27 protein-coding genes and 1 pseudogene are annotated in these 25,636 nt (G+C 68.4%); 7 read left to right on the top strand and 21 right to left on the bottom strand.

The features are described 5' to 3' along the window. Positions 1-19: 19 nt before the first annotated feature. From B2R83_RS01000 to B2R83_RS00955, 10 genes are all read right to left on the bottom strand, one after another. Positions 20-343 (bottom strand): hypothetical protein, encoded by a 324-nt coding sequence (locus B2R83_RS01000; protein WP_292037812.1) that lies wholly within the window; start codon positions 341-343, stop codon positions 20-22. A 70-nt stretch (positions 344-413) separates the two neighbouring features. Further along, the gene (locus tag B2R83_RS00995; protein ID WP_292037810.1) at positions 414-950 is read right to left on the bottom strand and encodes a hypothetical protein; all 537 of its coding nucleotides are present in this window, start codon (positions 948-950) and stop codon (positions 414-416) included. A 95-nt stretch (positions 951-1,045) separates the two neighbouring features. Then, on the bottom strand, positions 1,046-1,264 hold the full coding sequence (locus B2R83_RS00990) for a hypothetical protein (RefSeq protein ID WP_292037808.1): 219 nt from the start codon (positions 1,262-1,264) through the stop codon (positions 1,046-1,048). A gap of 203 nt (positions 1,265-1,467) precedes the next feature. Then, the gene (locus tag B2R83_RS00985) at positions 1,468-1,812 is read right to left on the bottom strand and encodes an EF-hand domain-containing protein (protein ID WP_292037807.1); all 345 of its coding nucleotides are present in this window, start codon (positions 1,810-1,812) and stop codon (positions 1,468-1,470) included. Between the two features lie 167 nt (positions 1,813-1,979). Continuing rightward, positions 1,980-2,498 (bottom strand): hypothetical protein, encoded by a 519-nt coding sequence (locus B2R83_RS00980; RefSeq protein WP_292037805.1) that lies wholly within the window; start codon positions 2,496-2,498, stop codon positions 1,980-1,982. Positions 2,499-2,532: 34 nt separating this feature from the next. After that, complete coding sequence (locus tag B2R83_RS00975) at positions 2,533-3,147, bottom strand: pyridoxamine 5'-phosphate oxidase family protein (protein ID WP_292037804.1); 615 nt, start codon at positions 3,145-3,147, stop codon at positions 2,533-2,535. Positions 3,148-3,158: 11 nt separating this feature from the next. Next, the gene (locus B2R83_RS00970) at positions 3,159-3,551 is read right to left on the bottom strand and encodes a RidA family protein (protein ID WP_292037802.1); all 393 of its coding nucleotides are present in this window, start codon (positions 3,549-3,551) and stop codon (positions 3,159-3,161) included. After that, positions 3,551-4,717: an acyl-CoA dehydrogenase family protein gene (locus B2R83_RS00965; RefSeq protein WP_292037800.1), complete on the bottom strand. Its 1,167-nt coding sequence runs from the start codon at positions 4,715-4,717 to the stop codon at positions 3,551-3,553. Before B2R83_RS00965 ends, B2R83_RS00970 begins: the two co-directional genes overlap by 1 nt. Before the next feature lies 1 nt (position 4,718). Then, a complete protein-coding gene (locus B2R83_RS00960) occupies positions 4,719-5,573 on the bottom strand; it encodes an enoyl-CoA hydratase family protein (RefSeq protein ID WP_292037798.1) in 855 nt (284 codons plus the stop codon). Between the two features lie 24 nt (positions 5,574-5,597). Further along, on the bottom strand, positions 5,598-7,982 hold the full coding sequence (locus tag B2R83_RS00955; protein ID WP_292037797.1) for a bifunctional salicylyl-CoA 5-hydroxylase/oxidoreductase: 2,385 nt from the start codon (positions 7,980-7,982) through the stop codon (positions 5,598-5,600). A 168-nt stretch (positions 7,983-8,150) separates the two neighbouring features. On the opposite strand from B2R83_RS00955, the gene B2R83_RS00950 reads away from it, so the two are divergent. From B2R83_RS00950 to B2R83_RS00935, 4 genes are all read left to right on the top strand, one after another. Then, entirely contained in the window at positions 8,151-10,388 is a 2,238-nt protein-coding gene (locus B2R83_RS00950; RefSeq protein WP_292037796.1) for an ATP-binding protein, read from the top strand. Between the two features lie 79 nt (positions 10,389-10,467). Continuing rightward, the gene (locus tag B2R83_RS00945) at positions 10,468-12,114 is read left to right on the top strand and encodes a Na+/H+ antiporter (protein WP_292037795.1); all 1,647 of its coding nucleotides are present in this window, start codon (positions 10,468-10,470) and stop codon (positions 12,112-12,114) included. A 76-nt stretch (positions 12,115-12,190) separates the two neighbouring features. Next, on the top strand, positions 12,191-13,381 hold the full coding sequence (locus B2R83_RS00940; protein ID WP_292037794.1) for a DNA topoisomerase IB: 1,191 nt from the start codon (positions 12,191-12,193) through the stop codon (positions 13,379-13,381). Further along, positions 13,378-14,442, top strand: a complete 1,065-nt coding sequence (locus tag B2R83_RS00935) for an L-dopachrome tautomerase-related protein (protein ID WP_292037791.1) — start codon at positions 13,378-13,380, stop codon at positions 14,440-14,442. The genes B2R83_RS00940 and B2R83_RS00935 overlap by 4 nt, the downstream gene beginning before the upstream one ends. 3 nt (positions 14,443-14,445) lie before the next feature. On the opposite strand, the gene B2R83_RS00930 is transcribed toward B2R83_RS00935, so the two are convergent. Both B2R83_RS00930 and B2R83_RS00925 read right to left on the bottom strand, forming a co-directional pair. Then, positions 14,446-14,859, bottom strand: a complete 414-nt coding sequence (locus B2R83_RS00930; protein WP_036208258.1) for a DUF4019 domain-containing protein — start codon at positions 14,857-14,859, stop codon at positions 14,446-14,448. An 84-nt stretch (positions 14,860-14,943) separates the two neighbouring features. Beyond that, the gene (locus tag B2R83_RS00925; protein WP_036208255.1) at positions 14,944-15,693 is read right to left on the bottom strand and encodes a GAF domain-containing protein; all 750 of its coding nucleotides are present in this window, start codon (positions 15,691-15,693) and stop codon (positions 14,944-14,946) included. Between the two features lie 206 nt (positions 15,694-15,899). Between B2R83_RS00925 and B2R83_RS00920 the strand changes: the two genes are divergently transcribed. Beyond that, entirely contained in the window at positions 15,900-17,483 is a 1,584-nt protein-coding gene (locus tag B2R83_RS00920) for a methyl-accepting chemotaxis protein (RefSeq protein ID WP_292037790.1), read from the top strand. Here the strand turns inward: B2R83_RS00920 and pncB are convergent, their stop codons facing one another. From pncB to B2R83_RS23955, 5 genes are all read right to left on the bottom strand, one after another. Next, positions 17,484-18,677 carry a nicotinate phosphoribosyltransferase gene (gene pncB / locus B2R83_RS00915; RefSeq protein WP_292037788.1) on the bottom strand — a complete coding sequence of 398 codons (1,194 nt, stop codon included), beginning with the start codon at positions 18,675-18,677 and terminating at the stop codon, positions 17,484-17,486. Between the two features lie 9 nt (positions 18,678-18,686). Beyond that, positions 18,687-19,184, bottom strand: a complete 498-nt coding sequence (locus tag B2R83_RS00910; RefSeq protein ID WP_292037787.1) for an SET domain-containing protein — start codon at positions 19,182-19,184, stop codon at positions 18,687-18,689. Between the two features lie 89 nt (positions 19,185-19,273). Next, positions 19,274-19,933, bottom strand: a complete 660-nt coding sequence (locus B2R83_RS00905; RefSeq protein ID WP_292037786.1) for an N-acetyltransferase — start codon at positions 19,931-19,933, stop codon at positions 19,274-19,276. After that, on the bottom strand, positions 19,926-20,807 hold the full coding sequence (locus B2R83_RS00900; protein WP_292037785.1) for a hypothetical protein: 882 nt from the start codon (positions 20,805-20,807) through the stop codon (positions 19,926-19,928). Before B2R83_RS00900 ends, B2R83_RS00905 begins: the two co-directional genes overlap by 8 nt. Positions 20,808-20,932: 125 nt before the next feature. Beyond that, positions 20,933-21,679: a universal stress protein gene (locus tag B2R83_RS23955; RefSeq protein WP_292037783.1), complete on the bottom strand. Its 747-nt coding sequence runs from the start codon at positions 21,677-21,679 to the stop codon at positions 20,933-20,935. A gap of 286 nt (positions 21,680-21,965) precedes the next feature. Between B2R83_RS23955 and B2R83_RS00890 the strand changes: the two genes are divergently transcribed. After that, on the top strand, positions 21,966-23,549 hold the full coding sequence (locus tag B2R83_RS00890) for an ATP-binding protein (RefSeq protein ID WP_292037782.1): 1,584 nt from the start codon (positions 21,966-21,968) through the stop codon (positions 23,547-23,549). 1 nt (position 23,550) lies between these two features. Beyond that, positions 23,551-24,159, top strand: coding sequence for a response regulator transcription factor (locus B2R83_RS00885; protein WP_209586227.1), 609 nt, complete (start codon positions 23,551-23,553; stop codon positions 24,157-24,159). On the opposite strand, the gene B2R83_RS00880 is transcribed toward B2R83_RS00885, so the two are convergent. From B2R83_RS00880 to B2R83_RS00865, 4 genes and pseudogenes are all read right to left on the bottom strand, one after another. Continuing rightward, on the bottom strand, positions 24,160-24,429 hold the full coding sequence (locus tag B2R83_RS00880; RefSeq protein ID WP_292037781.1) for a hypothetical protein: 270 nt from the start codon (positions 24,427-24,429) through the stop codon (positions 24,160-24,162). It abuts the gene before it with no gap. A 205-nt stretch (positions 24,430-24,634) separates the two neighbouring features. Then, positions 24,635-24,940, bottom strand: a complete 306-nt coding sequence (grpE, locus tag B2R83_RS00875) for a nucleotide exchange factor GrpE (protein ID WP_292037777.1) — start codon at positions 24,938-24,940, stop codon at positions 24,635-24,637. After that, positions 24,937-25,389 (bottom strand): GreA/GreB family elongation factor, encoded by a 453-nt coding sequence (locus B2R83_RS00870; RefSeq protein ID WP_292037776.1) that lies wholly within the window; start codon positions 25,387-25,389, stop codon positions 24,937-24,939. The genes grpE and B2R83_RS00870 overlap by 4 nt, the downstream gene beginning before the upstream one ends. Positions 25,390-25,455: 66 nt before the next feature. Further along, positions 25,456-25,636: pseudogene (locus B2R83_RS00865) on the bottom strand (hypothetical protein); the annotation flags it as partial.

The following is a 25,636-nucleotide window of genomic DNA, read 5'->3' as shown; positions in this document are numbered from 1 at the left end:
CGGCGCCCGTTTTTTTGTTTCAGTGGCGATGCGCGGGATCGTGATCCCTGGCGCCATGGTATTCGAGGATAGACGCGGCCTTTTCCAGCCGCGATTCGTCTGCGGTGACGGTGACGACGCACTTGCCGATCTCGAGTCCCGGCGTGTACACGTCCTTGTAGTCGGTGCCGCCCTTCACCGCGGGCGAGTCGCCCACCGTGAAATTGGCTTCCGACGGACCGGCCTCGTCGCCGGTATGGCTGATCTCGATGCCGTCCCGGTCGAAGCCCGCGTCCAGCAGCGCCTGGCGCGCCCGCTCCGCATCCTGGAAGTTCTCGATCACACGTACGAGCTGCTTGTTCATGGTGCCTCCTTCGATTTCCTGTTGGAGAGACCGTACCAGAAATGCGCGCGGGCCGGCGCTCACCCTGCTTTTAGCGCCCCTTGCTGATCTGTTGCAGCAGCTTGAAGGCTTCGCTTTCCAGCACCGGCTGCGCATCCGCCAGCTCCTTGCTGGCCTTGACGTAGGCGGCGCGCTTGCGCTCCTTCTTCTCTTCCGGCGGCACGACCGGCTTGGCTCCCGGGAACATGATCTGCGGACCGCTGTTGTACTTTTGCTGGATGAGCTGCTTGCCGTAGGGCGTGTTGTAGAAGCGGGTCATCTCGGTCGCGGTATCGACGGAGATCACCTTCGCCATCGGCAGCGCCAGGCGCCGATGGACCTCGGCGGGCGGCGTGCGGTCGAGCTTGGCGAACACGTCCTTGCGCTGTGCTTCGCTCGGATAGCGGCTGCGCGCGGCGACGCCGCGCAGTGTTTTCTCGGCCTGCATGGCGGCCAGCAGGTCTTGCACGGCCTTGACGTGGGCAGGACTTTGCGCCGCAACCTGTGCCGGCGGCGCCGCGGCGGCGGCAAAGGCGGGGTTCACGGCGACCAGCGACAAGCCGAGCATGGCATGGACTGCAAACTTCATGGTTTTCCTTTCGGATGAGGATCTCATCGCGAATGATGCCATGTCCCAGCCTAAAGATATGCGTGGAAACTCACTTAAGGCTGGCTGCGCTCACGCTAGCGCCCGATGCCGATGCCGATCCCCAGGCCACTGCGTCCCCCGCTGCCGAAGCCGCCGAAGATCGAGGTCGACACGCCGCCGCGTCGGACACCGTCGCGCTCGGCCAGCTGGACGACGCAATTTCGCCAAGGGTCGGAATTGACTGCAAAACCCAGCTGGGTGCAGGCTGATCCGAATTCGGTGATCAGGCGCTCCATCTCGGCTTGTTGCTGCATTGCCTTTTCCTGGGGCGTCGCACACCCGAGCAAGCAAAGGGCGCTTGCTGCCGTCACGATCAATGCGCGCATGGCGGTTCTCCCTATCTCAGGTTTGGTATCGCCAACTTACCGCGATGTGCAGAAAGGGGCAAGGTGCTCGACACTTGCCTTGACGTAGGAGCGCTCCTGCGGCGGCGTCCGCCCGGAACCTGGCGTGCCGCTCAGCGCCGCCTCGCTTGCGCACCTTCCAGATAGGCGCGCAGCTCGTCGAAGCTGACGGCCCCGCGACCCCGGGTATCGATGGCGTCGAAATGCCGGGAGACGAATCCAAACCCTTTCGCCTCCTCGCGCGACAGCGTGCGGTTGCCATCCAGGTCGGCCGCCCGGAACTGCGCTTCCAGCTTGGCCAGCGCCTGCGCACGCAGCGCCGCCCCCGCCGCCGGCGACGCGTCGGCCGGACGGTTCCGCAATGCCGGCGGAAGCTGGGCGTCGGCGCCGAGCGGCGCCTGCGCGTCAGCGGCGCCCGCCGTACCCAGGAGGAAGAAAAAGAGCAGCATGATCTTCATTGTGCCACCGATACGCTGTTGTAGAAAGCACGCAGATCCGCCTTCTGGAGGCGGCGCACGCGGTCGTCCAGGTAGCTCATGTGACTGCGCGGGATCGAGCGTCAGGGCTGCGGCGAGGTACGGGATAAGGCCGACAATTGGCAGACCCAGCTTCCCTATGTGCTTGTTCACGGTGTTTGAAGAACTTCCCGAAGGTTCTGCCTGAGTTGTTCAGCCTTCTCTGGATGAGGAGCGTATTGGATAGCTAGTGCAGCAGCCGATTTGGCTTCCGCTTTTCTATCCATTGCGTAAAGTACGTGAGCCTCTTCCAGCCGTGTAAGCCAATTGCCTGGCGCATGGCTGAGTGAAGGAGCCAGGGTTTCAAGCGCACGTCCGCTTTCGCCAAGCCGAAGGAGATGGTCTGCAAGAAAATAGCGCGCAACGATAAGCGCCGGCGATCCTTCCACCTCGCCCTGGGCGATTTCGGTCTCCAAGGACTTTTCCAACTGCGTAGTCGCCTGATCATGTCGGCCGAGGTGCTTGAGTACACACGCGTACTCGCCGTAATACCCCGACAGCCTGTAGTGTTGTGGGTCAGCCAAAGCAATGGCTTCTTCATACAGCAGCCGGGATTGCTCATGCCGACCAGCTTGCCAGTGGTCAAACGCTTCGGTTGCCAGCCTCGATGCTTTCGCTTGATCGATCATTCAGGTTCCACACGCCTGTTCTTGTCACTGACATCTAGTAAAGCGAATCGCGCTGCCGCTGTGGCAGAGCACTGTCATACGCGCCGCCATCGATCTGGCCGCGGGTGAGCGCGGCCAGCATCGTCCCCGGCGACGGTACGCCCGCGGTATCGTGCTCCTGGGGATGCCAGAGCCGCGAGCGCAGGATCGAACGCGCGCATTGGAAGAAGACCGTGTCGACGGCAATGCGCAGGACGCAGATCGGCCGCTTGCCTTCGTGTTCGAACGATGCGAGCAAGTCCGGCTCGACGGATATCTGCGCGCGGCCCCGCACCCGCAGGGTTTCGCCAACGCCCGGAATCATGAACAGCAGGCCGACGCGCGGATCGGCGACCAGGTTGCGCAGGCTGTCGATGCGATTGTTCCCGCGCCGCTCCGGCAACAACAGCGTCTGTTCGTCGACGATCCGCACGATTGGTCCGGCGTCGCCACGCGGCGAGACGTCCAGTCCCTGCGGCCCGTTCGTGGCGAGCAGGGCGAAGCGCGCCTGCGCGACCCAGCGCGCGTAGACAGGGTGCAGGCTGTCGGTTTCCTTGGCGAGCGACGGCGCTGCGACGTCGCCGAACAGGGCCTCGAGCGAGGCGAGGTCGGTCACGAGATGGTCGCTCATGGGCCTTCCATTCAATCCGGCACCACGGCCGTCACTTCGATCTCGATGCGGGCGCGTTCTTCCATCAGCGCCGCCACCTGCACCGCGCTCATGGCCGGATAGTTACGCCCGATCACGTCCCGGTAGGCGGCGCCGAGCGCCGCGCCGGCCTGCAGGTATTCCTGCCGGTCGAGCACGTACCAGGTCATGCGCACGATGTGCTCGGGGCCGGCGCCCGCCTCCCGCAGCACGGCGACCACGTTTTCCAGCGCCTGGCGCGCCTGTTCCACGAAATCGTCGGTCTGGAAGCGGCACTCGGCATCCCAGCCGATCATGCCGCTCACGTAGACCTGGCGGCCACGCGCGGCGACGCCGTTCGAGTAGCCCTTCGGGCGCACCCAGCCGGGTGGTTGCAGGATATCCATCAGTTCCCCTCCTGGGCCAGCAGTTCGCGCGCGATGATCAGGAGCTGCACTTCGCTCGCGCCCTCGTAGATGCGCAGCGCGCGGATTTCACGGTAGAGCGTCTCGACGGTCTCGCCGCTGACCACGCCCTGCCCGCCGAACAGTTGCACGGCCGCGTCGATGACCTGCTGGGCGGTCTCGGTCGCGGTCAGCTTGGCCATCGCGGCTTCTTTCGTGACACGCTTGCCCCCGTCGCGCAGCCAGGCCGCGCGGTAGGTCAGCAGCGCGGCGGCATCGATGCCGGTCGCCATCTGCGCCAGCTTGGCCTGGGTCAGCTGGAAGTCGGCCAGGATCTTGCCGAACATGGCCCGTTCGCGGGCACGCTTCAAGGCTTCATCCAGCGCCCGGCGTGCGAAGCCGAGGCTGGCCGCCGCCACCGAGGTGCGGAACACGTCGAGCGTGGCCATTGCCACCTTGAAACCCTGCCCTTCCTCGCCGATGCGGTTGGCAAGCGGCACCCGGCAGGCCATGAAGCGCAGGCGCGCCAGCGGGTGCGGGGCGATCACCTCGATGCGCTCGGCGATCTCGAAGCCGGGCGTGCCGGCTTCGACAATGAAGGCGGAGATTCCGCGCGAACCCCTGCCGCCCTCGCCGCCGCCGTCGCCGGTCCGTGCGAACACGACATAGAAGTCGGCAATACCGCCGTTGGAGATCCAGGTCTTTTCGCCATCGAGCACGTAGCTGTCGCCCTCCAGCCGGGCGGCGCACTGCATGGCGGCCACGTCCGAGCCGGCCTGCGGCTCGGACAGCGCGAAGGCGGCGATGGCCTGGCCGCCCGCCACGCGCGGCAGCCAGGTTTCCTGCTGCTCTGCCTTACCGAACAGCGAGATCGCGCCGCTGCCCAGGCCCTGCATGGCGAAGGCGAAATCCGCCAGGCCGGCATGGCGCGCCAGCGTTTCGCGGATCAGGCAGATGGCGCGGGTGTCGATCTGCCGGCCGGCGCCGCCAACGGCATGCTGCAGCCAGCCGCCGGCGCCGAGTTCCTTTACCAACGCGCGGCAGGCAGCATCGACGTCGCGACCATGCGCATCCTGCAGGTGTTCGCCCGCCCAGGCATCAAGTTCCAGCGCCAGCGCGCGGTGACGCGACTCCAGGAAGGGCCAGTCGAGGTAATCGCGGTCCGCCATCTCAATCCCCCTCGAAGCGCGGCGTGTCCTTGGCCACGAAGGCGTGGTAGGCACGGTGGAAATCATTGGTCGCCATGCAGATCGCCTGGGCCTGGGCTTCGGCCTCGATGGCTTCGTCCACGCCCATATTCCACTCCTGCTGCAGCATCTTCTTGGTCATGCCGTGCGCGAAGGTCGGACCGTTGGCGAGCGTTGCTGCGAAGGCCTGCGCTTCGCCCAGCACCGTATCCGGCTCGCACAGGCGGTTGAAGAAGCCCCAGCGTTCCGCTTCCTCGCCCGTCAATGCGCGGCCGCTATAGAGCAGCTCGGCCGCCCTGCCCTGGCCGATCACGCGCGGCAGCAGCGCGCAGGCGCCCATGTCGCAGCCGGCCAGGCCGACGCGGGTGAACAGGAAGGCGGTCTTGCTGCGCGCGGTGCCGTAGCGGATGTCGGAGGACAGGGCCAGGATCGCGCCGGCGCCGGCGCAGACCCCGTCCACGCTGGCGACGATCGGCTGCGGGCAGGCGCGCATGGCCTTGACCAGGTCGCCCGTCATGCGGGTAAAGGCCAACAGGCCGGGCATGTCGAGTTTGGTGAGCGGGCCGATGATCTCGTGCACGTCGCCGCCCGAGCAGAAGTTCTCGCCCGCGCCGGCGATGACGATCGCCTTGACGTCGTCCGCGTAGGCCAGCGCACGGAACAGGTCGCGCAGCTCGGCGTAGGACTCGAAGGTGAGCGGATTCTTGCGCTCCGGCCGGTTCAGGATGATGGTCGCCACCCGGTCCTGCACGGCGTACTGGAAGTGGGTGGCCTGGTAGCCGGCAAGGCTGGCGCGGCTGCCCGGCAGCCGGTGCGCTTCGCCCGGTAAATAGTGCATGCGGTGACTCCTGATTAAGTAAATTCAGCCTTCGAGCAGGCGTGCGGCCAGCTGCTGCGGACTCAGGCCGCCACTTAGCGCCTGCATCTGGCGCTCGCGTTCCAGGTTGCGTTCGAGCTGCAGCTTGCCGGGACGGTACTGGCGCGGCCAGGCAGCGCCGGTGTAGCCGATGCGCGCCGCTTCGTTCAGCGTCCAGGCCGGGTTGGCCAGGTGCGGCCGGGCGACGGCGCACAGGTCGGCGCGGCCGGCCGAGACGATGCCGTTGACGTGGTCGGCCTCGTAGATGGAGCCGACCGCGATGGTGGGGATGCCGGCCTCGTTGCGGATGCGATCCGCGAACGGGGTCTGGAACATCCGCCCGTACACCGGTTTTTCTTCCTTGCTGACCTGGCCCGAGGAACAGTCGATCATGTCCGCGCCCGCCTCCTTGAACAGGCGCGCGATCGCCACCGCATCGTCCGGCGTGATGCCGCCCTCGACCCAGTCGTGGGCCGATAGGCGCACGCTGATCGGTTTGTCTGCGGGCCACACCGCGCGGATCGCGGCGAAAACCTCGAGCGGATAGCGGCAGCGGTTTTCCAGGCTGCCGCCATAGGCGTCCTGGCGGCGGTTGGTCAGCGGCGAGATAAAACTCGACAGCAGGTAGCCGTGGGCGCAGTGCAGTTCCAGCCAGTCGAAGCCCGCCTCGTGCGCCGCCCGGGTGGCGCGCGCGAAGTCGCGCTTGATGCGTTCCAGGTCCTCGGGCGTGGCTTCGCGCGCCAGCTGCGACACCCCTTTCAGGTATTGCTGGGGCGAGCTCGAGACCAGTGGCCAGTTGCCCTCCTCGAGCGGCAGGTCGATCCCGTCCCACATCGGACGGGTCGAGCCCTTGGCGCCCGCGTGGCCCAGCTGCACGCCGATCTTCGCGTCGGAATTCGTGTGCACGAAGTCGACGATGCGCTTCCAGGCCGCCGTGTGTTCCTCCGCGTACAGGCCGGGGCAGCCGGGCGTGATGCGCGCATCGCTCGAGACGCAGGTCATCTCGGCCATCACCAGCGCCGCGCCACCGAGGGCGCGCGCGCCCAGGTGGGCCAGGTGGAAGTCGCCCACCGCGCCGTCCACCGCCGAGTACTGGGCCATCGGCGAGACGATCACGCGGTTCTTCAGCAGCACGCCGCGCACTTTGTATGGGGTGAACATCGGCGGCGTGAAACCGCTTGGCGCCGGCACACCGGCCTGCGCCGCCGCCCGATCGGCGAACCAGCGCTCGAAGCCGGACACGTATGCCGGGTCGCGCAGGCGCAGGTTCTCGTGCGACAGGCGCTGGCTGCGCGTGAGCAGCGAATAGGCGAACTGCTCGGCCTCCATGGCCGTGTAGCGCTTGACGTTCTCGAACCATTCCATCGAATTGCGCGCCGCGCTCTGCAGCTTGAGCACCTCGACCCGGCGCGCTTCCTCGTAGGCGCCCAGGGCCTGTTCCATGGGCACGGCAGGGTCGTCGAGGCAGCGCGCCAGCTCGATCGCGTCTTCCAGCGCCAGCTTGGTGCCGGAGCCGATCGAGAAGTGCGCGGTATGGGCAGCGTCGCCCATCAGGACCACCGGCACACGGCGTCCATCGATCTCGTGGAAATAGACCCACTGGCGGCAGGCGATGCGCGGGAAGCGGATCCACATGCTGGAGCCGCGCAGGTGGGCGGCATTGGCCATCAGCGGCTGGCCGTCGAGGTAGCGGGCGAACAGGCGCTCGCAGAAGGCCAGCGCCTCACCCTGCTCCATCGCTTCCAGGCCGGAGGCCTGCCAGGTTTCCTCGGGTGTCTCTACGATAAATGTCGAAGTATCGCCGTCGTACTGGTAGGCGTGGGCCTGGAACCAGCCGTATTCGGTCTCCTCGAAGGCGAAGGTGAAGGCGTCGAAGCGCTTGCGCGTTCCGAGCCAGACGAAGCGGCAGTGGCGCCGTTCGACTTCCGGTTGGAACACCTCGGCATAGCGCGTGCGTACCGCGCTGTTGACGCCGTCGCAGGCCACCACCAGGTCGGCCTGGTAGGCGCGCGCCAGCTCGGCGTCGTCGCGCACCTCGTGCTCGAATTCCAGCCCTACGCCCAGCGCGGCGCAGCGCTCCTGCAGGATGTTCAGCAGGCGCCTGCGGCCGATGCCGCAGAAGCCGTGCCCGCCGGAGGTGACGCTGCGTCCCTTGAAGTGGACGTCGATCGCGTCCCAGCGGTTGAAGGACTGCAGGATGGCGCGTGCGCTCTCCTCGTCGGCCCCGGCCAGGTGGCCGAGCGTCTGGTCGGAAAACACCACGCCCCAGCCGAAGGTGTCGCTGGCGCGGTTGCGTTCGACGACGGTGACGGCGTAGTCCGGGTGGCGCTTTTTCATCAGGAGGCCAAAATACAACCCCGCCGGACCGCCGCCCAAGCACACTATGTTCATTCCCGCTCCCACTTAGGTGTTGCCGACATCTTACATGCGCGAATGCTTTAAGTGTCAAGCAATGTTGAGAGCAGCTTGCAAGCGGTATATCCGACAGCATTGTTTTAGTACAATACAGAAACGTCTGCACCTTCTTGGTGCATGGGCAACCGTACTCACCGAGATTGAATGAATCCTTTGCTCCAGCGCCTACGCCTGAACAGCCTGCGCAGCCGCCTGATGCTGCTGGTGGCGCTGGCGATCACCCCCATTGCCATCATGACGGTGCTGGGGGGCGTGCGCGAACGCGAGGCGGCGATCCGCGCCTCCGAAGAGAATCTGCAGCGCCTGACCGGCATGGCCGCCGCCAACGAAGCCCAGTCGCTCGATCGCGCACGCCAGATCCTGGTGGACCTGGTGAGCGTGCCGGACCTGATGGGCCCGACCGAGCGCTGCAACGCCCTGCTGGCCGACGTCCTCGACCGTAACGAAGGCTACGCCAATTTCGGCCTCATCCAGCTGGGCGGCGAGGTGACCTGCAGCGCGGTGCCGATGCTGCACCCGGTGAACCTGGGCGACCGCAGCCACTTCCGGCGCGCCATCGCCGAACGCCGCTTCATCGCCGGCGACTACGTGTTCGGCCGGGTGATCCGGCGCCATACGATCAACCTCACCTACCCCGTCACCAACCGCAGCGGCCGGGTGGTGGCCGTGGTGTTCTCGGCCATGGACCTGGCCGGGCTCGACACCTTTGTCAACGAGATCAACCTGCCGGCCGGCTCGATCCTGGAGACGGCCGACGCCAACGGCCTCCTGATCTCGCGCCGGCCCGATCCGGAGCGCTGGTTCGGCAAGAAGATCAGCGCCCCCCTGCTCGCCGCCATGCGCGACCCGGCGCTGCGCCCGGTGCTGCTGCGCGGCGAGGACGGCATCGAGCGCCTGCATGCCTTTGCCCGCGTGGGCGGCCCCTCGCTGTCGGAATACACGGTGACCATCGGCGTGCCGGTCGAAACCATCACCGCGGCGGCGCGCGACGCCCAGCTGATGTCGCTGCTGGGCCTGGGCGTGACCACCATGCTGGCCTTGCTGGCGGCCTGGCTGGCCGGCGACATCCTGATCGTGCAGCGGGTGCGCAAGCTGATGGACACCGCGCGCCGCATCGCCGCCGGCGAGCTGCAGGCGCGTTCCGGCATCAGTTCCGGCAACGAGGAGATCGGCCGCCTGGCCGTCGCCCTCGACGAGATGGCGGCCGCCCTGCAGGCCAAGGAGGCGGCGCGCAGCCAGGCCGAGCGCGAACTGCGCGCGGCCGACCAGCGCAAGGACGAATTCCTGGCGATGCTGGCCCACGAGCTGCGCAACCCGCTGGCGCCGATCAGCACCGGCGCCCACCTGCTCAAGCTGCTCCACTCGGACAACGCCCAGATCACCCAGACCTGCGCCATCATCGCGCGCCAGGTCGAGCACATGACCAGCCTGGTGGACGACCTGCTGGACGTCTCGCGCGTCACGCGCGGCCTGGTCTCGCTGTCGACCGGAGTGCTGGACCTGCGCAAGGTGGTGGACGATGCGGCCGAACAGATCCGCCCCCTGATTTCGGCGCGGCGCCACAAGGTGGTGCTCGAGCTGCCGAGCGAGCCGGTGCGGGTGAAAGGCGACCACAAGCGCCTGGTGCAGGTGGTGGCCAACCTGCTGGGCAACGCCACCAAGTACACGCCCGAGGGCGGCCACATCACGCTGCGCCTGTTTGACGACGAGGACAGCTACGTGCTCTCCGTCACCGACGACGGCATCGGCATGGAGCCGGCGCTGGTGGACCGCGTGTTCGACCTGTTCACCCAGGCCGAGCGCACCCCGGACCGCTCGCAGGGCGGCCTGGGCCTGGGCCTGGCGCTGGCGCGCAGCCTGGTCGAGCTGCACGGCGGCAGCGTCAGCGCGGCCAGCCCGGGACTCGGCAAGGGCAGCACCTTCACCGTGCACCTGCCGCGCTGCGGGCCGGAAGCCGAGGTGCAGGTGCTCGATGTGGGCCGCCATGCGGCCGCCGCCCAGGCGCCGCTGCGCGTGCTGGTGGTGGACGACAACCTGGATGCCGCCCATACCCTCAACCTGTTCCTGGCCTCCAGCGGGCACCGGGTCGAGAGCGCCTACAACGCGCTGGACGCGATCGAAGTGGCGAAGGTGTTCTCGCCCCAGGTCTGCCTGCTCGACATCGGCCTGCCGGACATGGACGGCAACGAACTGGCGCGCCGCCTGCGCCGCCTGCCGCAGACCAGCGGCGCCCTGCTGGTCGCCGCCACCGGCTACGGCCGCCAGCAGGACCGCGACGCCGCCCGCGACGCCGGTTTCGACCATTACATGGTCAAGCCGGTCAATACGGTGCAGCTGAGCGAGCTGCTGGCCTCGGCCGGCGCCGCACCGGCCACCAGCTGAGGCAACAGGCCACACTCCCTGGGCGACGCCGCCCCGCCGGCGCTTCGCATATCATCGGGCTTTACGTCGAGGGGCGCGCATGGGTGAAGTCGGGGTGGTGCTGGCCATGTTGGTGGCGGTGGTGGCGAGCGGCTACCTGGTAAGGGTGCTGCCGATCGCCCTTCCGCTGCCCCTGGTCCAGATCGGGCTGGGCGTCCTGATCGCCAGCATGGGCTGGCATCCGGTGCGGCTCGATCCGCACACCTTCTTCATCCTGTTCCTGCCGCCGCTGCTGTTCCTGGACGGCTGGCGCATTCCCAAGGTCGGGCTGTTCCGCGACAAGAACGTGATCCTGGAACTGGCGCTCGGCCTGGTGCTGTTCACGGTGGTCGGCGCCGGCTTCCTGATCCACTGGCTGATCCCCGAGCTGCCGCTGGCCGTGTCCTTCGCGCTGGCCGCCATCCTGGCGCCGACCGATCCGGTGGCGGTCGGCTCGATCGCGGCGCGGGTACCGATCCCGCCGCGCCTGATGCACATCCTGGAAGGCGAATCCCTGCTCAACGATGCCAGCGGCCTGGTGTGCTTCCGCTTCGCGGTGGCGGCCGCCCTCACCGGGACCTTCTCGCTGTCGAACGCCGCGCTCACCTTCCTGTGGGTGGCGCTGGCCGGCATCGCCTCCGGCGTGCTGGTCACGCTGGCCATGGGCGGCCTGCAGCGCCTGCTGGCCAAGCGCTTCGGCGAGGAGCCCGGCGCGCCGATCCTGCTCAACCTGCTGCTGCCCTTCGGCGCCTACCTGGTGGCCGAGCACATCGGCGCCTCGGGCATCCTGGCGGCGGTCGCCGCCGGCGTCACGATGAGCTACGTGGAGCTCAGCGGACGGGCACTGGCCACTACCCGGGTGCGCCGCAACGTGGTCTGGGATACCGTGCAGTTCGCACTCAACGGCGTGATGTTCGTGCTGCTGGGCGAACAGTTGCCGGACATCGTGCGCGCCGCGGTGAACGGCCCGGACCTGGCGGTGCCGCGCGACTTCTGGTGGCTGGCGGGGCACGCACTGGCGATCAGCTTCGGGCTGATCGTGCTGCGCCTGGTGTGGGTCTGGGTCTCGCTGCGGCTGTCCATGGCGGCAGCGCGGCGCCAGGGGCGTGCGGGCATCATGCCGCGCAAGCGCCTGATCCTGGCCACCTCGCTGGCCGGGGTGCGCGGCGCCATCACCCTGGCGGGCATCCTCACCCTGCCGCTGGTGCTGCCGGGGGGCGAACCCTTCCCGGGACGCGACCTGGCGGTATTCCTGGCCAGCGCCGTCATCGTCATCTCCCTGGTGGTGGCCAGCATCGGCCTGCCGCGCGTCCTGCACGGGCTGGAACTGCCGCCGGAAACCACGCTCGATGCCGAGGAGGACCAGGCCCGCGAGGCGGCCGCGCTGGCGGCGCTGGGCGCCATCGACAGCGCCGGCCCACCCCAGCCCTTCGACGAGAAGGATGCCGACCTCCATGCCAGCGCCGCCGAGCAGGTGCGCGGCATGTACCAGCACCGGCTCGGCGGGGCCGGCGACAGCCACCATCCGGGCCGCGCGCGGGTGGCCGAGGAAGCGGAACGCCACTACCGGCTGGCCGCGCTGGCGGCGGAGCGCAAGGTGCTGCTGCGGATGGCGCGCAACGGCCAGATTTCCGACGAGACAGCGCGCCGCCTGGTGCGCGAGATCGACCTGGTCGAGGCGCGCTACCAGCCCAGCCGCCAGCACTAGCGCACTACGTTAGCTCCCGTACGGCGCGGGTGCCGGCTTCGGCGTAGGATCGGGCAACCAGACTGGAAGGAAGCCCATGCACAGCGAAGAAAACGGCAGCGCCGACAACCCGCTCAGCGATCCACCCGCCGCCGCGAAAGCCGCCGGCCTGCGCTACGTCCACGACGACCGCCCCGGCATCCGGCGCGAAAAGTCCGGCGACGGATTCCGCTACCTCGACGCCGGCGGCGACCCGGTCACCGACGAAGCAAGCCTTGCCCGCATCAAGTCGCTGGTGATTCCGCCGGCCTGGACGGATGTGTGGATCTGCCCGCAGGCCAACGGCCACTTGCAGGCCACCGGCCGCGACGTCAGGGGGCGCAAGCAGTACCGCTACCACCCGAAGTGGCGCGCCGTGCGCGACGAGGTGAAATACGAGCGCATGCTGAACTTCGGCCAGGCCTTGCCGGCCATCCGCAAGGAAGTCGACCGCGCCCTGTCCCTGCCCGGCATGCCGCGCGAGAAAATGCTGGCCACGATCGTCTACCTGCTCGAGGCGACCATGATGCGCGTCGGCAACGAGGAATATGCGCGCACCAACAAGTCGTTCGGCCTGACGACCCTGCGTAACCGCCACGTCAAGGTGGATGGCAGCGACGTCGAGTTCCGCTTTCGCGGCAAGAGCGGCGTCTACCACAAGGTAGAGGTGCACGACCGCCGGGTGGCCCGCATCATCCGGCGCTCGCGCGACCTGCCGGGCCAGGAACTGTTCCAGTACGTGGACGACGAGGGCGAAACCCACAGCATCGACTCGAGCGACGTCAACGACTACCTGCGCTCGATCACCGGCGAGGACTACACCGCCAAGGATTTCCGCACCTGGTCGGGCACCGTGCTGACTGCCCTGGCGCTGCAGGAGTTCGAGAAGTTCGACTCCGAGGCCCAGGCCAAGAAGAACATCGTGCGCGCGATCGAGTCGGTGGCCGAAAAGCTCGGCAATACGCCCTCGGTCTGCCGCAAGTGCTACGTGCACCCGGTGGTGCTCGACGCCTACCTCGACGGCACGGTGCTGGAAACCCTGCGCGAGCGCACCGAGCAGGAACTGAAGGAAGAGCTGCACGCCCTGCAGCCGGAAGAAGCCGCGGTGCTGGCCATGCTGCAGCAGCGCCTGCGCCATGAACAGGAACAGGAGCAGAAACGCGCCAGGGCCGCACCTGGAAAGTCCGACAAACCCAAGCGCGCGCCGCGCCGCCGCAGCGCGCCCCAAGCCATGAGAGGAGCAGCATGAGCAAGCAGTCAGGATGGTCGATCGAACAGGTCGCGGCTTTCGAGCACCAGGTGACCGGCGTCTCGGTCTCGGAGGACAACCGGATCTTCGTGAATTTCCCGCGCTGGACCGAGGACACTGCGGTGTCGGTGGCCGAAGTCGGCAAGGACGGCAGCCTGCGCCCCTACCCGGACCAGGAATGGAACGCCTGGCGCAATGCGCGCAAGGATGAACTGCCGCCCGACCGGCACTGGGTCTGCGTGCAGAGCATCGTCGCCGACGGCCGCGGCAGCCTGTGGGTGCTGGATCCGGCCGCGCCCGCGCAGGCCCACCTGGTCTCCGGTGGGGCCAAACTGGTGCAGATCGACCTGGCCACCGACCGGGTCAGCCGCAGCATCGCCTTCGACGAGAAAGCCGCCCCGCAGGGCTCCTACCTGAACGACGTGCGCTTCTCGAACGACGGCAAACATGCCTTCATCACCGATTCGGGCGTGGTCGGAGCGATCCTGGTCGTCGATCTTGCCGCCGGCAAGACGGTGCGCCTGCTCGACGGCCATCCGTCCACCCAGATGAAGAAGGGGTTGAACGTGAAGGCCGACGGCGCGGAGCTGCGCCGGCCGGATGGGCGCGGCGTCGAGTTCTCGGCCGACGGCATCGCCTTGTCCGATGACGGCCAGTGGCTGTACTGGCAGGCGATCAAGGGCGATACCCTGTACCGCATCGCCACGTCAAGCCTGCTGGGCGCGGGCATGCAGGGGCAGGACGTGGGCGGCGAGGTCGAGGAGTTCGGCAAGAACGGCGTCTCGGACGGCCTCCTGATCCCGCGCGGGACCAACCGGATGCTGCTCAGCGCCGTCGAGGACGATGCGGTGAAAGTGCGCGACCTCGACGCCGGGCCCGGCGGCCAGCCCGAGATCCTGGTGCAGGACAAGCGCCTGCGCTGGCCGGACACCTTTACCCAGGGCCCGGACGGCACGGTCTACGTGACCACCTCGCATATCCAGGATTCGGCCTTCTTCAAGCCGGATGCGCCGCCTGCCCTGCCGACCCAGCTGTGGAAGCTGGTCGGCGGACAGTTCTAGGCCTTACTTGATGTAGTAGCCGGACACTTTCCAGCTGCCGTCCGGCTCGCGCATCGGCACCACGGTCTCGACGCCGGCCTTGTTGGCGAACTCGGTCTGGTACTGGATCACGACATACTCGCCCGCGGGGGCGTTGGGAAGGCTCGTGGTGTGATGGGCGCGCAAGAAGCTGCGCGACCGCACGGCGCCATACGGCGCGCGCGTCTTGCGCATGGCGTCATTCCATTGCTGCTGCGTCACCAGGCCGCGGAAGCTCGCTGCGGTCCGCGACCAGCTGCCGGCATAGTCGGCTCCATCGACCAGGGGCAGCCAGGCTTCGGCCGCGGCGGCGGCGGCCTGCGTCGGCGTGGCGGATTCCTGCGCGATGGCAGGCTGCACGCATACTGCAAGGCTCAATAAGGCGGCGGCAAACTTCATGGCGATCTCCGGTCGTGGCTGGTAGCGGTGCCACCAGCATACCGGATCATCTTCGCAACAATGTCTCGCATTGTTGCATCTAGCTCAAGCTACCTTGGCCTGGAATTCCGAAGAAGCGATATCGGCCAGGTCGCACAGCGCCTGCAGTTCGGCCGAACGCAGGCGGCGCGGTTCGCGGTCGATCACGCACAAGGTCCCCATCGGCAGGCCGGAACGGTCGCGCAGCGGCACGCCCGCATAGAAGCGGATGTGCGGCTCGGCCAGCACCAACGGGTTCTCGCGGAAGCGCTCGTCGGTGGCGGCGTCTTCGACCATGAAGGGCGCATCCTGCAGGATGGCGTGCGAGCAGAAGGCCCATTCGCGCGGCGTCTCCTGCGGCCCCAGGCCGACGCGCGCCTTGAACCATTGGCGGCGCGCGGTCAGCAGCGACACCAGGGCGATCGGCGAGGCGGTGACGGTGGCCGCCAGCCGCACGATGCGGTTGAAGCGCTCTTCCTGTGGGCTGTCGACCAGCCTGGACGCCGCGAGCGCCGCCAGGCGGCGCGGCTCATCGGCGATGGTCGGGAATGTTTCGTCCCCCTGCAGCAGGAATTCCGGATCGGTCGGCGCCTGCACCAGCGTTTCGCCGGAAAGCGCGCCCGACAAGGGTCCTGCACGGTCCAGCATGGCCTGGATCGTACTTTGACGGGTACGCCGATGGCCCCCCGGGGTTTTCCACGAGGGGATGGCGCCGCTCTCCATCCATAACTGAACGGTGCTGGTTGCGACGCCCAGCATGCGCGCCGCGGCACTGGTAGTGAGGATCGGGTCCTCTTCGGTGAACTTGCTCTGCATTAGCGGTCCTGGTTATCCCTTGAAGTATACCCGAAATGACGAAATCCCTCATTTCAAACCCGCATTCTAGAGATGAGTTTCAGATATACACAATTAACTCAAATTCAGTTGCAAATAAGAAATTACACATACATACTCTTGCGCAATTTAAGCAGATTCAATTATTCAGTTACTAACTTTTCGTTCATTTACCTGAAAAGGCCATCATGCACTTCTTCCAGCGCGCGGGCATTGCAACCAGGCTAAGCACGGCATTTGCCCTGATTTTGTCGCTCACGCTCATCCTCGCGGCGTTCTCGGTGTCGCGCGTGAACAGCATCGAACGTGCACTGCACAGCTTTGACTCGGTCCGGAACAGCGAACTCGAACCCCTGTATGCCGCGCGCGAAGCGCTGGCCCAGACCGGCATCGCGGCGCGCAATGCCTACATCTTCCAGGACGACGCCGCGGCCCGGCGCGAGCTCGACCTGGTCGACGCACGCAAAGCCGAGTACCTGGCTGCCCTCGCCCGCCTCGACCCGGTCCTGCGCGACAACGCGCAGTACGACAAGGTGCGCGAGGGCATGCTGACCATGGCACGCGAGCTGGAACGGCCGCGCGCCTATCGGGCGAGCGGCGACATGGAAGGCTTCGGCCGCTTCCTGGTCGAGGAATGCAGCCCGCTGCGCCGGAGCATCGTGGCCGACATCGACGTGCTGCTCAAGGGGTTGCAGGCACGTACCGCCGAGGCCGTCCAGCTTGCCAAGGCCGAGGCCGCGGGGACGCGCTACTGGATCACCGGCCTGAGCATGCTGGCCGTGGTCCTGTGCGTGCTGGTGGCGCTGGTGCTGGTGCGCAGCCTGCTGGCCCAGCTCGGCGGCGAACCGGCCTACGCCGCCCGGGTGGCGCGCGCCATCGCCGGCGGCGAGCTGCACCAGGCGGTGGACACGGCCCGCGCCCGGCCGTCCAGCCTGCTGTATGCGATGAGCGCGATGCGCGACGGCCTGAGCGGCATCGTCGGCAAGGTCCGCGGCGGCACCGACGCGATCGCCTCGGCATCGATCCAGATCGCTTCGGGCAATCTCGACCTGTCGACCCGCACCGAGACCCAGGCCGCCGCGCTGGCCGAGGTGGCAAGCTCGATGAAGCAGCTGATCGAGTCGGTGCGCCGGAACGCCGAGTACGCGGCGCAGGCCAGCCAGCTGGCCGGCACCGCGTCAACCATCTCGGTCAAGGGCGGCGCGGCGGTGGAGGAAGTGGTCACAACGATGCAGCTGATCGACACCTCCTCGAAGAAGATCGTCGACATCATCGCGGTCATCGACGGCATCGCCTTCCAGACCAATATCCTGGCGCTGAACGCGGCGGTCGAAGCGGCGCGCGCCGGCGAACAAGGGCGTGGATTCGCCGTGGTGGCGAGCGAGGTGCGCAACCTGGCGCAGCGCTCCGCCGCGGCCGCCAGGGAGATCAAGGCGCTGATCGAGGACTCGGTGAGCAAGGTCGGCCTGGGCGCGGCGCTGGTGGGCGAAGCCGGCGAGACGATCCGCCAGGTGGTCGACGGCGTGCACCGCGTCACCGACATCATGGGCCACATCAGCAGCGCGACCGGCGCCCAGCGCGCCGACATCGAACGTGTGGACGACGCCATCGCGCGCCTGGACGAGATGACGATCCAGAATGCGGCGCTGGTCGAACAGGCGGCAGCGGCAGCGCAGTCGCTGCGCCGGCAGGCGGCCGAGCTGGCGGCGGTGGTGGATACCTTCCAGCTCGAAGAGGAAAGGTCGTCGGCGCGCCAGGCGGCGCGTCCGTGATCAGCCCGGGCCGGGGTGGTTGAACACCTGCCGCAGGTAGGCCAGGAAGGTCTCGTCGGTGCACATCGACTTGCCCGGCGTATCCGACAGCTTGGCCACCGGCTGTCCGTTGCAGTGGGTGAGCTTCATCACGATGTTCAGCGCCTGATAGGGCGTGTCGTTGGTGAGCTTGGTGCCGATGCCGAAGCCCAGCATGGTGCGGTCGGCGAAGTGGCGGTACAGGGAGAGCGCCTTGGGCACCGTGAGCGCGTCCGAGAACACCAGGCGCTTGCTGCGCGCATCGATGCGCAGTTTGGCGTAATGCGCCAGGGCCTTCTCGCCCCACTCCACCGGGTCGCCCGAATCGTGGCGCAGGCCGTCGAACAGCTTGGCGAAATACAGGTCGAAGTCGCGCAGGAAGGCGTCCATCCCGACCACGTCGGTGAGCGCGGTACCCAGGTCGCCCCGGTATTCCTGCACCCAGTCTTCCAGCGCCGCCTTCTGGAAGTCGCGCAGGCGCACCCCGAAGGCCTGGTAGGCCTGCAGGTACTCGTGCGCCATGGTCCCGATCGGCACCAGGTTGTACTTGTGCGCCAGGTAGACGTTCGAGGTGCCCTTGAAGAACTGCGGCAGCTCGCGCGCCATGGTCTGCACCACCTCGTCGTGCCACTCGCCGGAAAAGCGCCGGCGCACGCCGAAGTCGAAGAACTCGAAAGGCGTGGCGCGTGCCGGCTCCTCCGCGAAAGCGCGCAATTCGTCGATCTTCTGCTGCAGGCGCAGGCGCGCCTCGAGGATCGCGGCCTGCTGGTCGAAGCGGCGGAAGTACAACTCGTTGACGATGTAGAGCACGAAGATCTCGAAACCCATCACGTGCACCAGCGGACCGGTGGCGCGGATGCGCAGGTGCGGGCCGTCGGTCTCGACCTGGATGAACTTGCGCTGGAAGCGGAACAGCGTGAGGAAGTCGGCGAAGTCGCTCTTGATGAAGCGCAGGCTGCGCAGGTAGGCGACTTCGTGGTCTTCGAACAGCATCGAGCACAGGTGGTCGAGCTCGCGCTCGACGTCATCCTTGAGCTCGGCCAGCGGATAGGCCGGCTGGTTCCGGCACAGGAATTCGTATTCGCCGATCGCGTCCGGGTGGCTGTGCAGCAGCGCCTGCCACATGGTGAACTTGTACAGGTCGGTCTCTAGCAGGCTGCGGACGACGGGCTTCATCAGGCTCCTTCAGGCGGTGGCGGGATGTTTCTTGGTGCGCTTCTTCGGCGCCAGCATGGTGCCGGTGCAGCCGGGCGTGCCGCAGCGGCAGGCGAACAGCTTCTTGAGGGCAGGCGTGTGGCGCTCGTCGTAGATCAACGCGTAATTGTAGTTCAGCTCTTCGCCGGGGGCGATGTCGCGCATCGCGTGGATGTAGACCCGCCCTTCGTCCTCGAAGGCTTCGCAGTTGGGCGAGCAGGCGTGGTTGATCCAGCGCGCCGCATTGCCGTGGCTGCCGCCATCGATCACGCGGCCGTCCGCCAGCGTGAAGTAGAAAGTGTGGTTGATCGGTCCGCCTGCCTCGGCCGCGCGCCGGGTCGCCTCGTCCCAGCTGATGCGCTCGCCCCGGTACTCGATGATGCGCTCGCCGGCGCCGATCGGCTTGAGCGCGAACACGCCGTTGCCGTGGACGGGAGACTTCCTGACTTCATAGGCCTTGGCGGCGGCAGTGCGGGCTCTGGTGCTCATCGGGTCCTTGTCTGGTGTTGCATGTCGAGCACGTATTATGGAGCCAATCGCTCCCGCGATGCCGCACATTTTGAAGCGCCGCGACCCGGTCAGGCCGGCGCCGGCGCTTGCGGATCGCAGGGCAGCATCCCTGTGCTGGACGCCAGCCGCTCCGCGCTCCAGCCGTCGCCGAGCAGGATCATCCGGGTATGGAAATCGTCGCCCAGGCAGGGCGCGGCGCCTGGCGCCTGCTGGCGCAGCTTCTTGTCGCGCAGCGTCACGTACAGCAATTCGCGCCGCCGCGCCAGGGACAGCCAGAGCGCATGGGCGCCGGCCGACTGGCGCGCACCGCTGATCAGGCAGTTCCCGCCTTGCAGCCACCAGCGGTAGATGGCGGTCGCGATTCCCTTGCGCTGGTAGGGAGGCGCAAACTTGGAATGCGGCGCGCGCAGGTGGCGGTCGGCGCGCCGGTCCAGCTCGACCAGGCGGTTGAACACCGTGTAGCCCGCCAGGCGGCGCAGCTGCAGGTCTTCCGCATACACATAATGCTCGCCGTCGGCCTCGCGGTGGCGGAACACCAGAGCGGGATATTCGCCGGGCGCCACCGGCACGGTGGCCATCCCGTGCAGTCGGTGGCCGGGGCGCTGCATGCGGCGGTACAGTTCATCGAGCTCGCGCCCCAGGTCGTCGGGGCGATGCACCACGTCGATCCGCAGTTCCGCGGGACGCTGCCAGGCCCAGCCGAAGCCCGGCGCCAGGATGCTAGCCATCGGCTGCTCCGCAGCGCGGCACCCAATGGCCGCTCAGCAGCTGGCGTGGCCGTTCGCTCGCGTGCACCTGCGCGCTGCAGTCCCAGCGGTCCTGCTGGATCGCCAGACCGGCGAACACGCCGTAGCCTTCCCCGGCACGGATCTCTTCGCCGGCCAGCAGGCTTTCGCCGGCCCGGATCGCCCCCGCAGCGGTCAGGGCGCCATTGGCCTTGATGCCCCAGGCGGCTTCGAGATGCCCGCCGCTCTCGATGCTGCCGCCCGATTCGATGCCGCGGCCGGCGCGGATGTCCGCCTGCCCCGTGATCGCGCCGCCGGCGCGGATGCCCTGCTCGCAGCGCGCCGGGCCGCCCAGCACGATCTCGTGTCCGGCGCTGCAGTCGCCATCCAGGGACAGCGTGCCGCCGCAGGCGATGTCCCAGCCGGCCCGCAGCGAGCCGGCCACGCGCATGTCGCCCAGCACATGGATGCCCCAGCCGGCGTCGACGCCGCCCCCGGCCGTCAGCGTGCCGGCGCACTGGATGCCGCCGCCGGCGCGGATGTCGTCGCCGCCTTCGATCGACTGGCCGGCGCGGATGCCGCCGCCGGCGCGGATGGCGCCGCCGGTCCTGAGCACGGTGTCGATCTCGATGTTGCCCTTCACCTCGAGCGAGCCGGCGAACACCAGGGCCTCGGCCTCGATCGCGTCGACCGTCATCACCGCCGAGCTCGGGCCGAACTGCGCCAGCAGCCAGCAAGCGTCGTCCACCCGTCCGGCGGCGACCAGGGCGTCGAGCAGGGGCTGGTAGTCGCTGCCCTGCGCGTGGTGTTGCAGGAACCAGCGGAAGCCTTCCGCACAGGGACGCTTCGTCTTGATGAAATTCTTGTTCAGATCCATGTGATTCTCTTCTTGCATAGGACGGCCGGCCGCGCTGCGACAGCGCGCGGCCGGCGGCAGTATCGGTGAAATCGGCGGGGCTGCCTATTCGCCCGGGTCCGTACGGGAAACCCGTAGAGACGCGGCTAGGCTGCGGGGGGCAGGCTGGCCGGCAGTGCCAGGATGTCGCAGTCGGAGCGGGCCAGCGCCTCGCCGACGAGGCTGCGCAGGAACAAGCGCCGCAGCCGCGCCGTCCGCTCGTTCGGCAGCACCAGGAGGTCGGGCTGCAGGCGCCGCTCCGCATACTGGAGCACGGTGGGCGCGTAGCCATGCTCGACGATGCGCACGACGCCGTCGGGCGCGCCCATGCCTTGCAGGGCGTCTTCGCGCTGCTGCTGGACCAAGGCCTCGATCCGGTCTTCGCCGGCGCCGGAGGCGCGCAGCCGGTTCTCACCCTTGCGCTCGAGCGCCGCCAGCAGCACGATCTCGGCCCCGGGCGCGACGCCGCCGAGGTGCGCGAGCGTCTCGGTGATGGAAACGGCGGGGTCGACCAGCACCAGGGCGCGCCGATAGGCATGCGCGGCGTCGCGCCTGACCATCAGCACCGGATGTGCGGCGCCGTGCGCGATGCCTGGTGCGAGACGCAGTGAATGGCGGCCCGGGCCCCAGGCGCGGTACGCTTCGACCACGCTCAGGCGCGCCTGGCCGAAGCGCTTGCACAGCTCGGCCCCGCTGCACGGCACGCCGCGGTGGGCTTCGACCTCGAACAGGAATCCGGTCTGGCGCTCGACCAGCCGGGCGAGCTGCTCCAGGCGTTCGCGCTGGTGGCGCGCGCAGGCCTCGGCGCTCATGCCGCGCACGAGATGCTGGAGACCGTAATGATGGAAGTGCACCAGCAGGCCCCGCTCTCCACGCTGCTGCGCGAGGCAGGCGGCGCGGCGCGCCACCTGCACGGTCCTGTCGGACCATTCGGCCGCAACCAGCGTCCAGTCGCGCACCGCGCCCTCCTTCGTCATCTCCATCGGTCCTCCAGGGCGCCCAGTGCGCTACCTGCGCATCGACGGCTGCCCGACGCCTCCAGTATAATGAGGCGCCGATGCCACCACATCCGCAGCCCGCGTAAGGGAAGCCCTTAGCCTGGCGCGCCCGACACGACGGGGCGCATCCGAGGAATCCGCCATGTTCGATCTCCGTGCCGTCCGCGCCGCCTGGCTCGGCGGTGCTTTCTGCCTTGCCTATGTCGCCCTGGACGTGACCAGCGGTCCCGAGGCGCGCCACCAGACCATCGCCCCGGTCTGGCACCCCGCGGCGGGCCTGGCGCTGTTCCTGGTCCTGCGCTGCGGGCGCCGGGCGGCCCTGCCGCTGGTCCTGGCCGCCCTGCTGGCGGCCGCGATCACCCCGGCCCTGCCGGCGCGGCCGGCATTCTCGCTCCTTATCGGGCTGCTGCCCCCGGCCATCTACCTGGCCGTGGGCACGGCAATGCGCCGCCACCTGCCCGGCAGCGCCTTCCATGCGAGCCACCAGGGCCTGCTGCTGTGGGCGGTGTTCGCCACCATGGGCAGCCTGGCCGGCGCCCTCGCCTACGCCAGCCTGCTGCACGGGCCGGAGGTGTTCGCCACGCGCGGATGGCTGGACGTGGTGGCGCGCTACGCAATCGCAGAGACCGCCGGAATGCTGGTGGTGGTGCCGATCTGCCAGTTCCTGCTCGACGAGGAGCTGCGCGCGGCCTACCTCGGCCGGATCCTGCGCTGGGAAACCGCCGCCTACATCGCCCTGATGGCCGCGGTGCTGGCGGTGGCGCTGCAGCGGCCCGCGCCGGAATCGCTAGCCTACTACCTCCTGATCCTGCCGCTGGCCTGGTCGGCCGCGCGCCAGGGCATGGCCGGCGCCGTCACGGCCGCCCTGGTGCTCGAGATCGGCGTCACCGTGGCCTCGTTGCGCCCGATCGCCTACGCCGCGCAGATGCCGAACGTGCAGATGCTGGTGCTCACCCTGACCCTGTCCGGTTTCCTGATCGGCATCGCCGTCGACGTCGCGCGCCGCGCCAGCCACGAGCTGCGCCATTCGCTGCGGCTGGCGGCGGCCGGCGAGATGGCGGGCGCGGTCGCGCATGAACTGAACCAGCCGCTGACCGCCCTGTCCATGTACGGCAGCGCCTGCGAGCGCCTGATGGCGCGCGGCGACAGCGAGGAACTGCTGCAGAAGACCATCCGCGCCATGGTCGCGGAATCGCAGCGCGCCTCGGAGGTGCTCAAGCGCCTGCGCGAGTTCTTCCGTACCGGGACCACCTCGCTGGCGCCGGTGGCCCTGCCCGCGCTGGTGGGAGACATGCTCGCTTCCTTCGCCGACCAGGCCGCCCGGGAAGGGGTACGCCTGGAAGCGGGGCCGCTGCCCGACGCCTGCGTGCTGGGCGACCGGGTGCAGCTCGAGATCGTGCTGCGCAACCTGCTGTCGAACGCCATCCATGCGGTGGCTTCGATGCCGGCGGGCGTCGAGCGCCGGATCGCGCTGGACGCCGGCGTCGAAGGCGGATCGGTGTGGATCCGCATCGCCGACAACGGCCCGGGCATCGCCGACAAGATCCGGGCGCGCCTGTTCGAACCCTTCATCTCGCTGAAGTCCAGCGGCCTGGGCCTGGGACTGGCGATCAGCCGCGCCATCATCGAGACCCACGGCGGCGCACTCAGCGTCGAACCGGGGCGCCACGCCATCCTGAGAATCACCCTGCCGGCCCACAGCGAGGACGGCGAAAGGACCTCCTGACATGAACCGCAACCAGACCGTGTACATCGTCGACGACGACGCCGCCGTGCGCGACGCGCTCGGCCTGCTGCTGAGCCTGCATGGCTACCGGACTGCCTTCTTCTCCGACGCGGACTCGTTCCTGCGCGCGTGGACGAGCGAGGCCAGCGGATGCCTGCTGCTCGACATCCGCATGCCGGGAATGGATGGATTGAGCCTGCAGAAGAAGCTGCGCGAACTGGGCAGCCGCCTGCCGGTCCTGATCATCACCGGCCATGGCGACGTGCATTCGGCGCGCGAAGCCTTCCGTTCGGAAGCCGTCGATTTCCTGGAAAAGCCGCTGCAGGAAGGGCCGCTGGTCGCGGCCATCGAAGAAGCGCTGGCGCGGGCGGCGCAGCCGGGCGCCGGCCAGGCTTCGCCCGAGTACCTGAAACGCCACGCCAGCCTGACCCCGCGCGAGCGCGAGGTGATGGAGCTGGTCGTGGCGGGGCGGCACAACCGCGAGATCGCCGAAGAACTCGGGATCAGCGTGCGCACCGTGGAAGTGCACAAGTCGCGGGTGATGGAGAAACTGCAGGTGGATTCGATCGCGGACCTGGTCCGCCAGCACCTGCAGAATCCGATCGGATAGTCAGGCCGCGCGCAGCGCCTCGGCCTGCGCGGCCGGCAGCGCGCCGCCCGGCTGCGCCACCGCCACCTCGCCGAACAGCAGCTGCCCGGCCAGCAGCGCCGCCAGGGCGGCCGCCATGGTCTTGAGCACCGTGCGCCGCCATTGCGCATTGCGCTCCACTAGGTGCTTCGCCAGGCGCCGCTTGCTGCGCCGCTCCATTCGCTGTTCCATCCGCTGCTTGGCGCGCAGCGCCGCATCCCGGCCAAACAATCCCGGTCGATACATTGACATTCCGTCCTCCAGTTCGCCCCTGATTCGGGGCCTTCATCATGTGGCGGCGCCTGGGCCGCGGGTCGTCGTCGCAAGTGGGCTCGGGAGCTGCGCAGGGGCGGGCCGGAAGGCCGCGCCGGCGCAATCCCGAGCTCAGGCGAGGCCGGCGTGGCCTCGCATCCGGCGCAACCGGTACATGACGATGGGAGTGACAGGAATCATGCCGTCAGCCGTGCCTGCGTGCCAACGCCGCGTCGAGCTGGCGACCGGCCAGCACCAGGCCTTCGCGCAGGGCGGCGGCGTCGCCCGTGCGCACCGCCAGCGCGGCTTCGAGCGCATCCCGGAACGGCAGCAGGGCCAGGGCCAGGTCCTGGTGTCCATAGCGGGCCGCGAGCGCGAGATCGGCCGTGGCGCGCCGCCGGGCATGGCCGAGTTCCTCCATTGCCCCATCGAGCTGGCGCTGCAGCGCCGCGATACGGCGTCCGGTGGCAGCGATGCGTTCCTCGATCCCGGCACAGTTCATCTCGGTCATGGGCTTCTCCTTTCCGGTGGGTTGCAAACTGGGTGGTATGGGGCCGGCGGCGGGATGCGCGCCGGCGCGTCCACCCCGACGATGTCGACCAGCATGGAGCGCGCGTTCGGCAGCTCGATCTCCACGCTGCAGCCTTCGGCATGCCCGAGCAGCCCCAGCGCCAAGGGCGACAGGATGGTCACCCGCGCCAGCAGGGCGTTGGCGTCATACGGGCAGGCGATCACGATCGAACTCAGCTCGCGCGCGCCGTCCGAGCGGTAATGGACCGTTGCCCCCAGCGACACGTGGCGTGGCGCAGCGTCGGTCTCGGGCAGCGGCAGGGACGAAGCGAGCAAGGCCGCGAGCTTGCGTCCGGACGGGTCGCGCACCTCCGCACCGATGCCCTGTTCGCGTGCGAACCGATGGAGGATCGCCAGGTCATGCTGGCTCAGGTAATGCTTGTTGCACATACAATGCCTTTCCCAGCCCGGAATGGGCTGGCCGACAGTCAGGAAACCGGACGGGCGCCGGAGGAATCAATCTGCACGCGCAGGCGGCAGCAGCAGCAGGTCGCACTCGGTGCGGGCCAGCAGTGCGCGCAGGCGCGCGCGCCAGCGCCACGCCGCCCAGGGGCCGCCGCCGCCATCGGCCAGCACCAGCAGGTCCGGGCGGGCCATGGCGGCATGCGCCGCGACCGCCGCGTGCCACGGCTCGCGC

The organism is Massilia sp. UBA6681, assembly GCF_002454935.1.
In the GTDB taxonomy this organism is placed as follows: domain Bacteria; phylum Pseudomonadota; class Gammaproteobacteria; order Burkholderiales; family Burkholderiaceae_D; genus Telluria; species Telluria varians.
Note: the sequence above shows the minus strand (reverse complement) of the source record. Positions and strands in the feature narration are given on the sequence as shown.

Bases quoted from the DNA above. Each gene is read 5' to 3' on its own strand.
- B2R83_RS01000 (WP_292037812.1), bottom strand. From the start codon at position 343: ATGAACAAGCAGCTCGTACGTGTGATCGAGAACTTCCAGGATGCGGAG.
- B2R83_RS00995 (WP_292037810.1), bottom strand. From the start codon at position 950: ATGAAGTTTGCAGTCCATGCCATGCTCGGCTTGTCGCTGGTCGCCGTG.
- B2R83_RS00990 (WP_292037808.1), bottom strand. From the start codon at position 1,264: ATGCAGCAACAAGCCGAGATGGAGCGCCTGATCACCGAATTCGGATCA.
- B2R83_RS00985 (WP_292037807.1), bottom strand. From the start codon at position 1,812: ATGAAGATCATGCTGCTCTTTTTCTTCCTCCTGGGTACGGCGGGCGCC.
- B2R83_RS00980 (WP_292037805.1), bottom strand. From the start codon at position 2,498: ATGATCGATCAAGCGAAAGCATCGAGGCTGGCAACCGAAGCGTTTGAC.
- B2R83_RS00975 (WP_292037804.1), bottom strand. From the start codon at position 3,147: ATGAGCGACCATCTCGTGACCGACCTCGCCTCGCTCGAGGCCCTGTTC.
- B2R83_RS00970 (WP_292037802.1), bottom strand. From the start codon at position 3,551: ATGGATATCCTGCAACCACCCGGCTGGGTGCGCCCGAAGGGCTACTCG.
- B2R83_RS00965 (WP_292037800.1), bottom strand. From the start codon at position 4,717: ATGGCGGACCGCGATTACCTCGACTGGCCCTTCCTGGAGTCGCGTCAC.
- B2R83_RS00960 (WP_292037798.1), bottom strand. From the start codon at position 5,573: ATGCACTATTTACCGGGCGAAGCGCACCGGCTGCCGGGCAGCCGCGCC.
- B2R83_RS00955 (WP_292037797.1), bottom strand. From the start codon at position 7,982: ATGAACATAGTGTGCTTGGGCGGCGGTCCGGCGGGGTTGTATTTTGGC.
- B2R83_RS00950 (WP_292037796.1), top strand. From the start codon at position 8,151: ATGAATCCTTTGCTCCAGCGCCTACGCCTGAACAGCCTGCGCAGCCGC.
- B2R83_RS00945 (WP_292037795.1), top strand. From the start codon at position 10,468: ATGGGTGAAGTCGGGGTGGTGCTGGCCATGTTGGTGGCGGTGGTGGCG.
- B2R83_RS00940 (WP_292037794.1), top strand. From the start codon at position 12,191: ATGCACAGCGAAGAAAACGGCAGCGCCGACAACCCGCTCAGCGATCCA.
- B2R83_RS00935 (WP_292037791.1), top strand. From the start codon at position 13,378: ATGAGCAAGCAGTCAGGATGGTCGATCGAACAGGTCGCGGCTTTCGAG.
- B2R83_RS00930 (WP_036208258.1), bottom strand. From the start codon at position 14,859: ATGAAGTTTGCCGCCGCCTTATTGAGCCTTGCAGTATGCGTGCAGCCT.
- B2R83_RS00925 (WP_036208255.1), bottom strand. From the start codon at position 15,693: ATGCAGAGCAAGTTCACCGAAGAGGACCCGATCCTCACTACCAGTGCC.
- B2R83_RS00920 (WP_292037790.1), top strand. From the start codon at position 15,900: ATGCACTTCTTCCAGCGCGCGGGCATTGCAACCAGGCTAAGCACGGCA.
- pncB (WP_292037788.1), bottom strand. From the start codon at position 18,677: ATGAAGCCCGTCGTCCGCAGCCTGCTAGAGACCGACCTGTACAAGTTC.
- B2R83_RS00910 (WP_292037787.1), bottom strand. From the start codon at position 19,184: ATGAGCACCAGAGCCCGCACTGCCGCCGCCAAGGCCTATGAAGTCAGG.
- B2R83_RS00905 (WP_292037786.1), bottom strand. From the start codon at position 19,933: ATGGCTAGCATCCTGGCGCCGGGCTTCGGCTGGGCCTGGCAGCGTCCC.
- B2R83_RS00900 (WP_292037785.1), bottom strand. From the start codon at position 20,807: ATGGATCTGAACAAGAATTTCATCAAGACGAAGCGTCCCTGTGCGGAA.
- B2R83_RS00890 (WP_292037782.1), top strand. From the start codon at position 21,966: ATGTTCGATCTCCGTGCCGTCCGCGCCGCCTGGCTCGGCGGTGCTTTC.
- B2R83_RS00885 (WP_209586227.1), top strand. From the start codon at position 23,551: ATGAACCGCAACCAGACCGTGTACATCGTCGACGACGACGCCGCCGTG.
- B2R83_RS00880 (WP_292037781.1), bottom strand. From the start codon at position 24,429: ATGTCAATGTATCGACCGGGATTGTTTGGCCGGGATGCGGCGCTGCGC.
- grpE (WP_292037777.1), bottom strand. From the start codon at position 24,940: ATGACCGAGATGAACTGTGCCGGGATCGAGGAACGCATCGCTGCCACC.
- B2R83_RS00870 (WP_292037776.1), bottom strand. From the start codon at position 25,389: ATGTGCAACAAGCATTACCTGAGCCAGCATGACCTGGCGATCCTCCAT.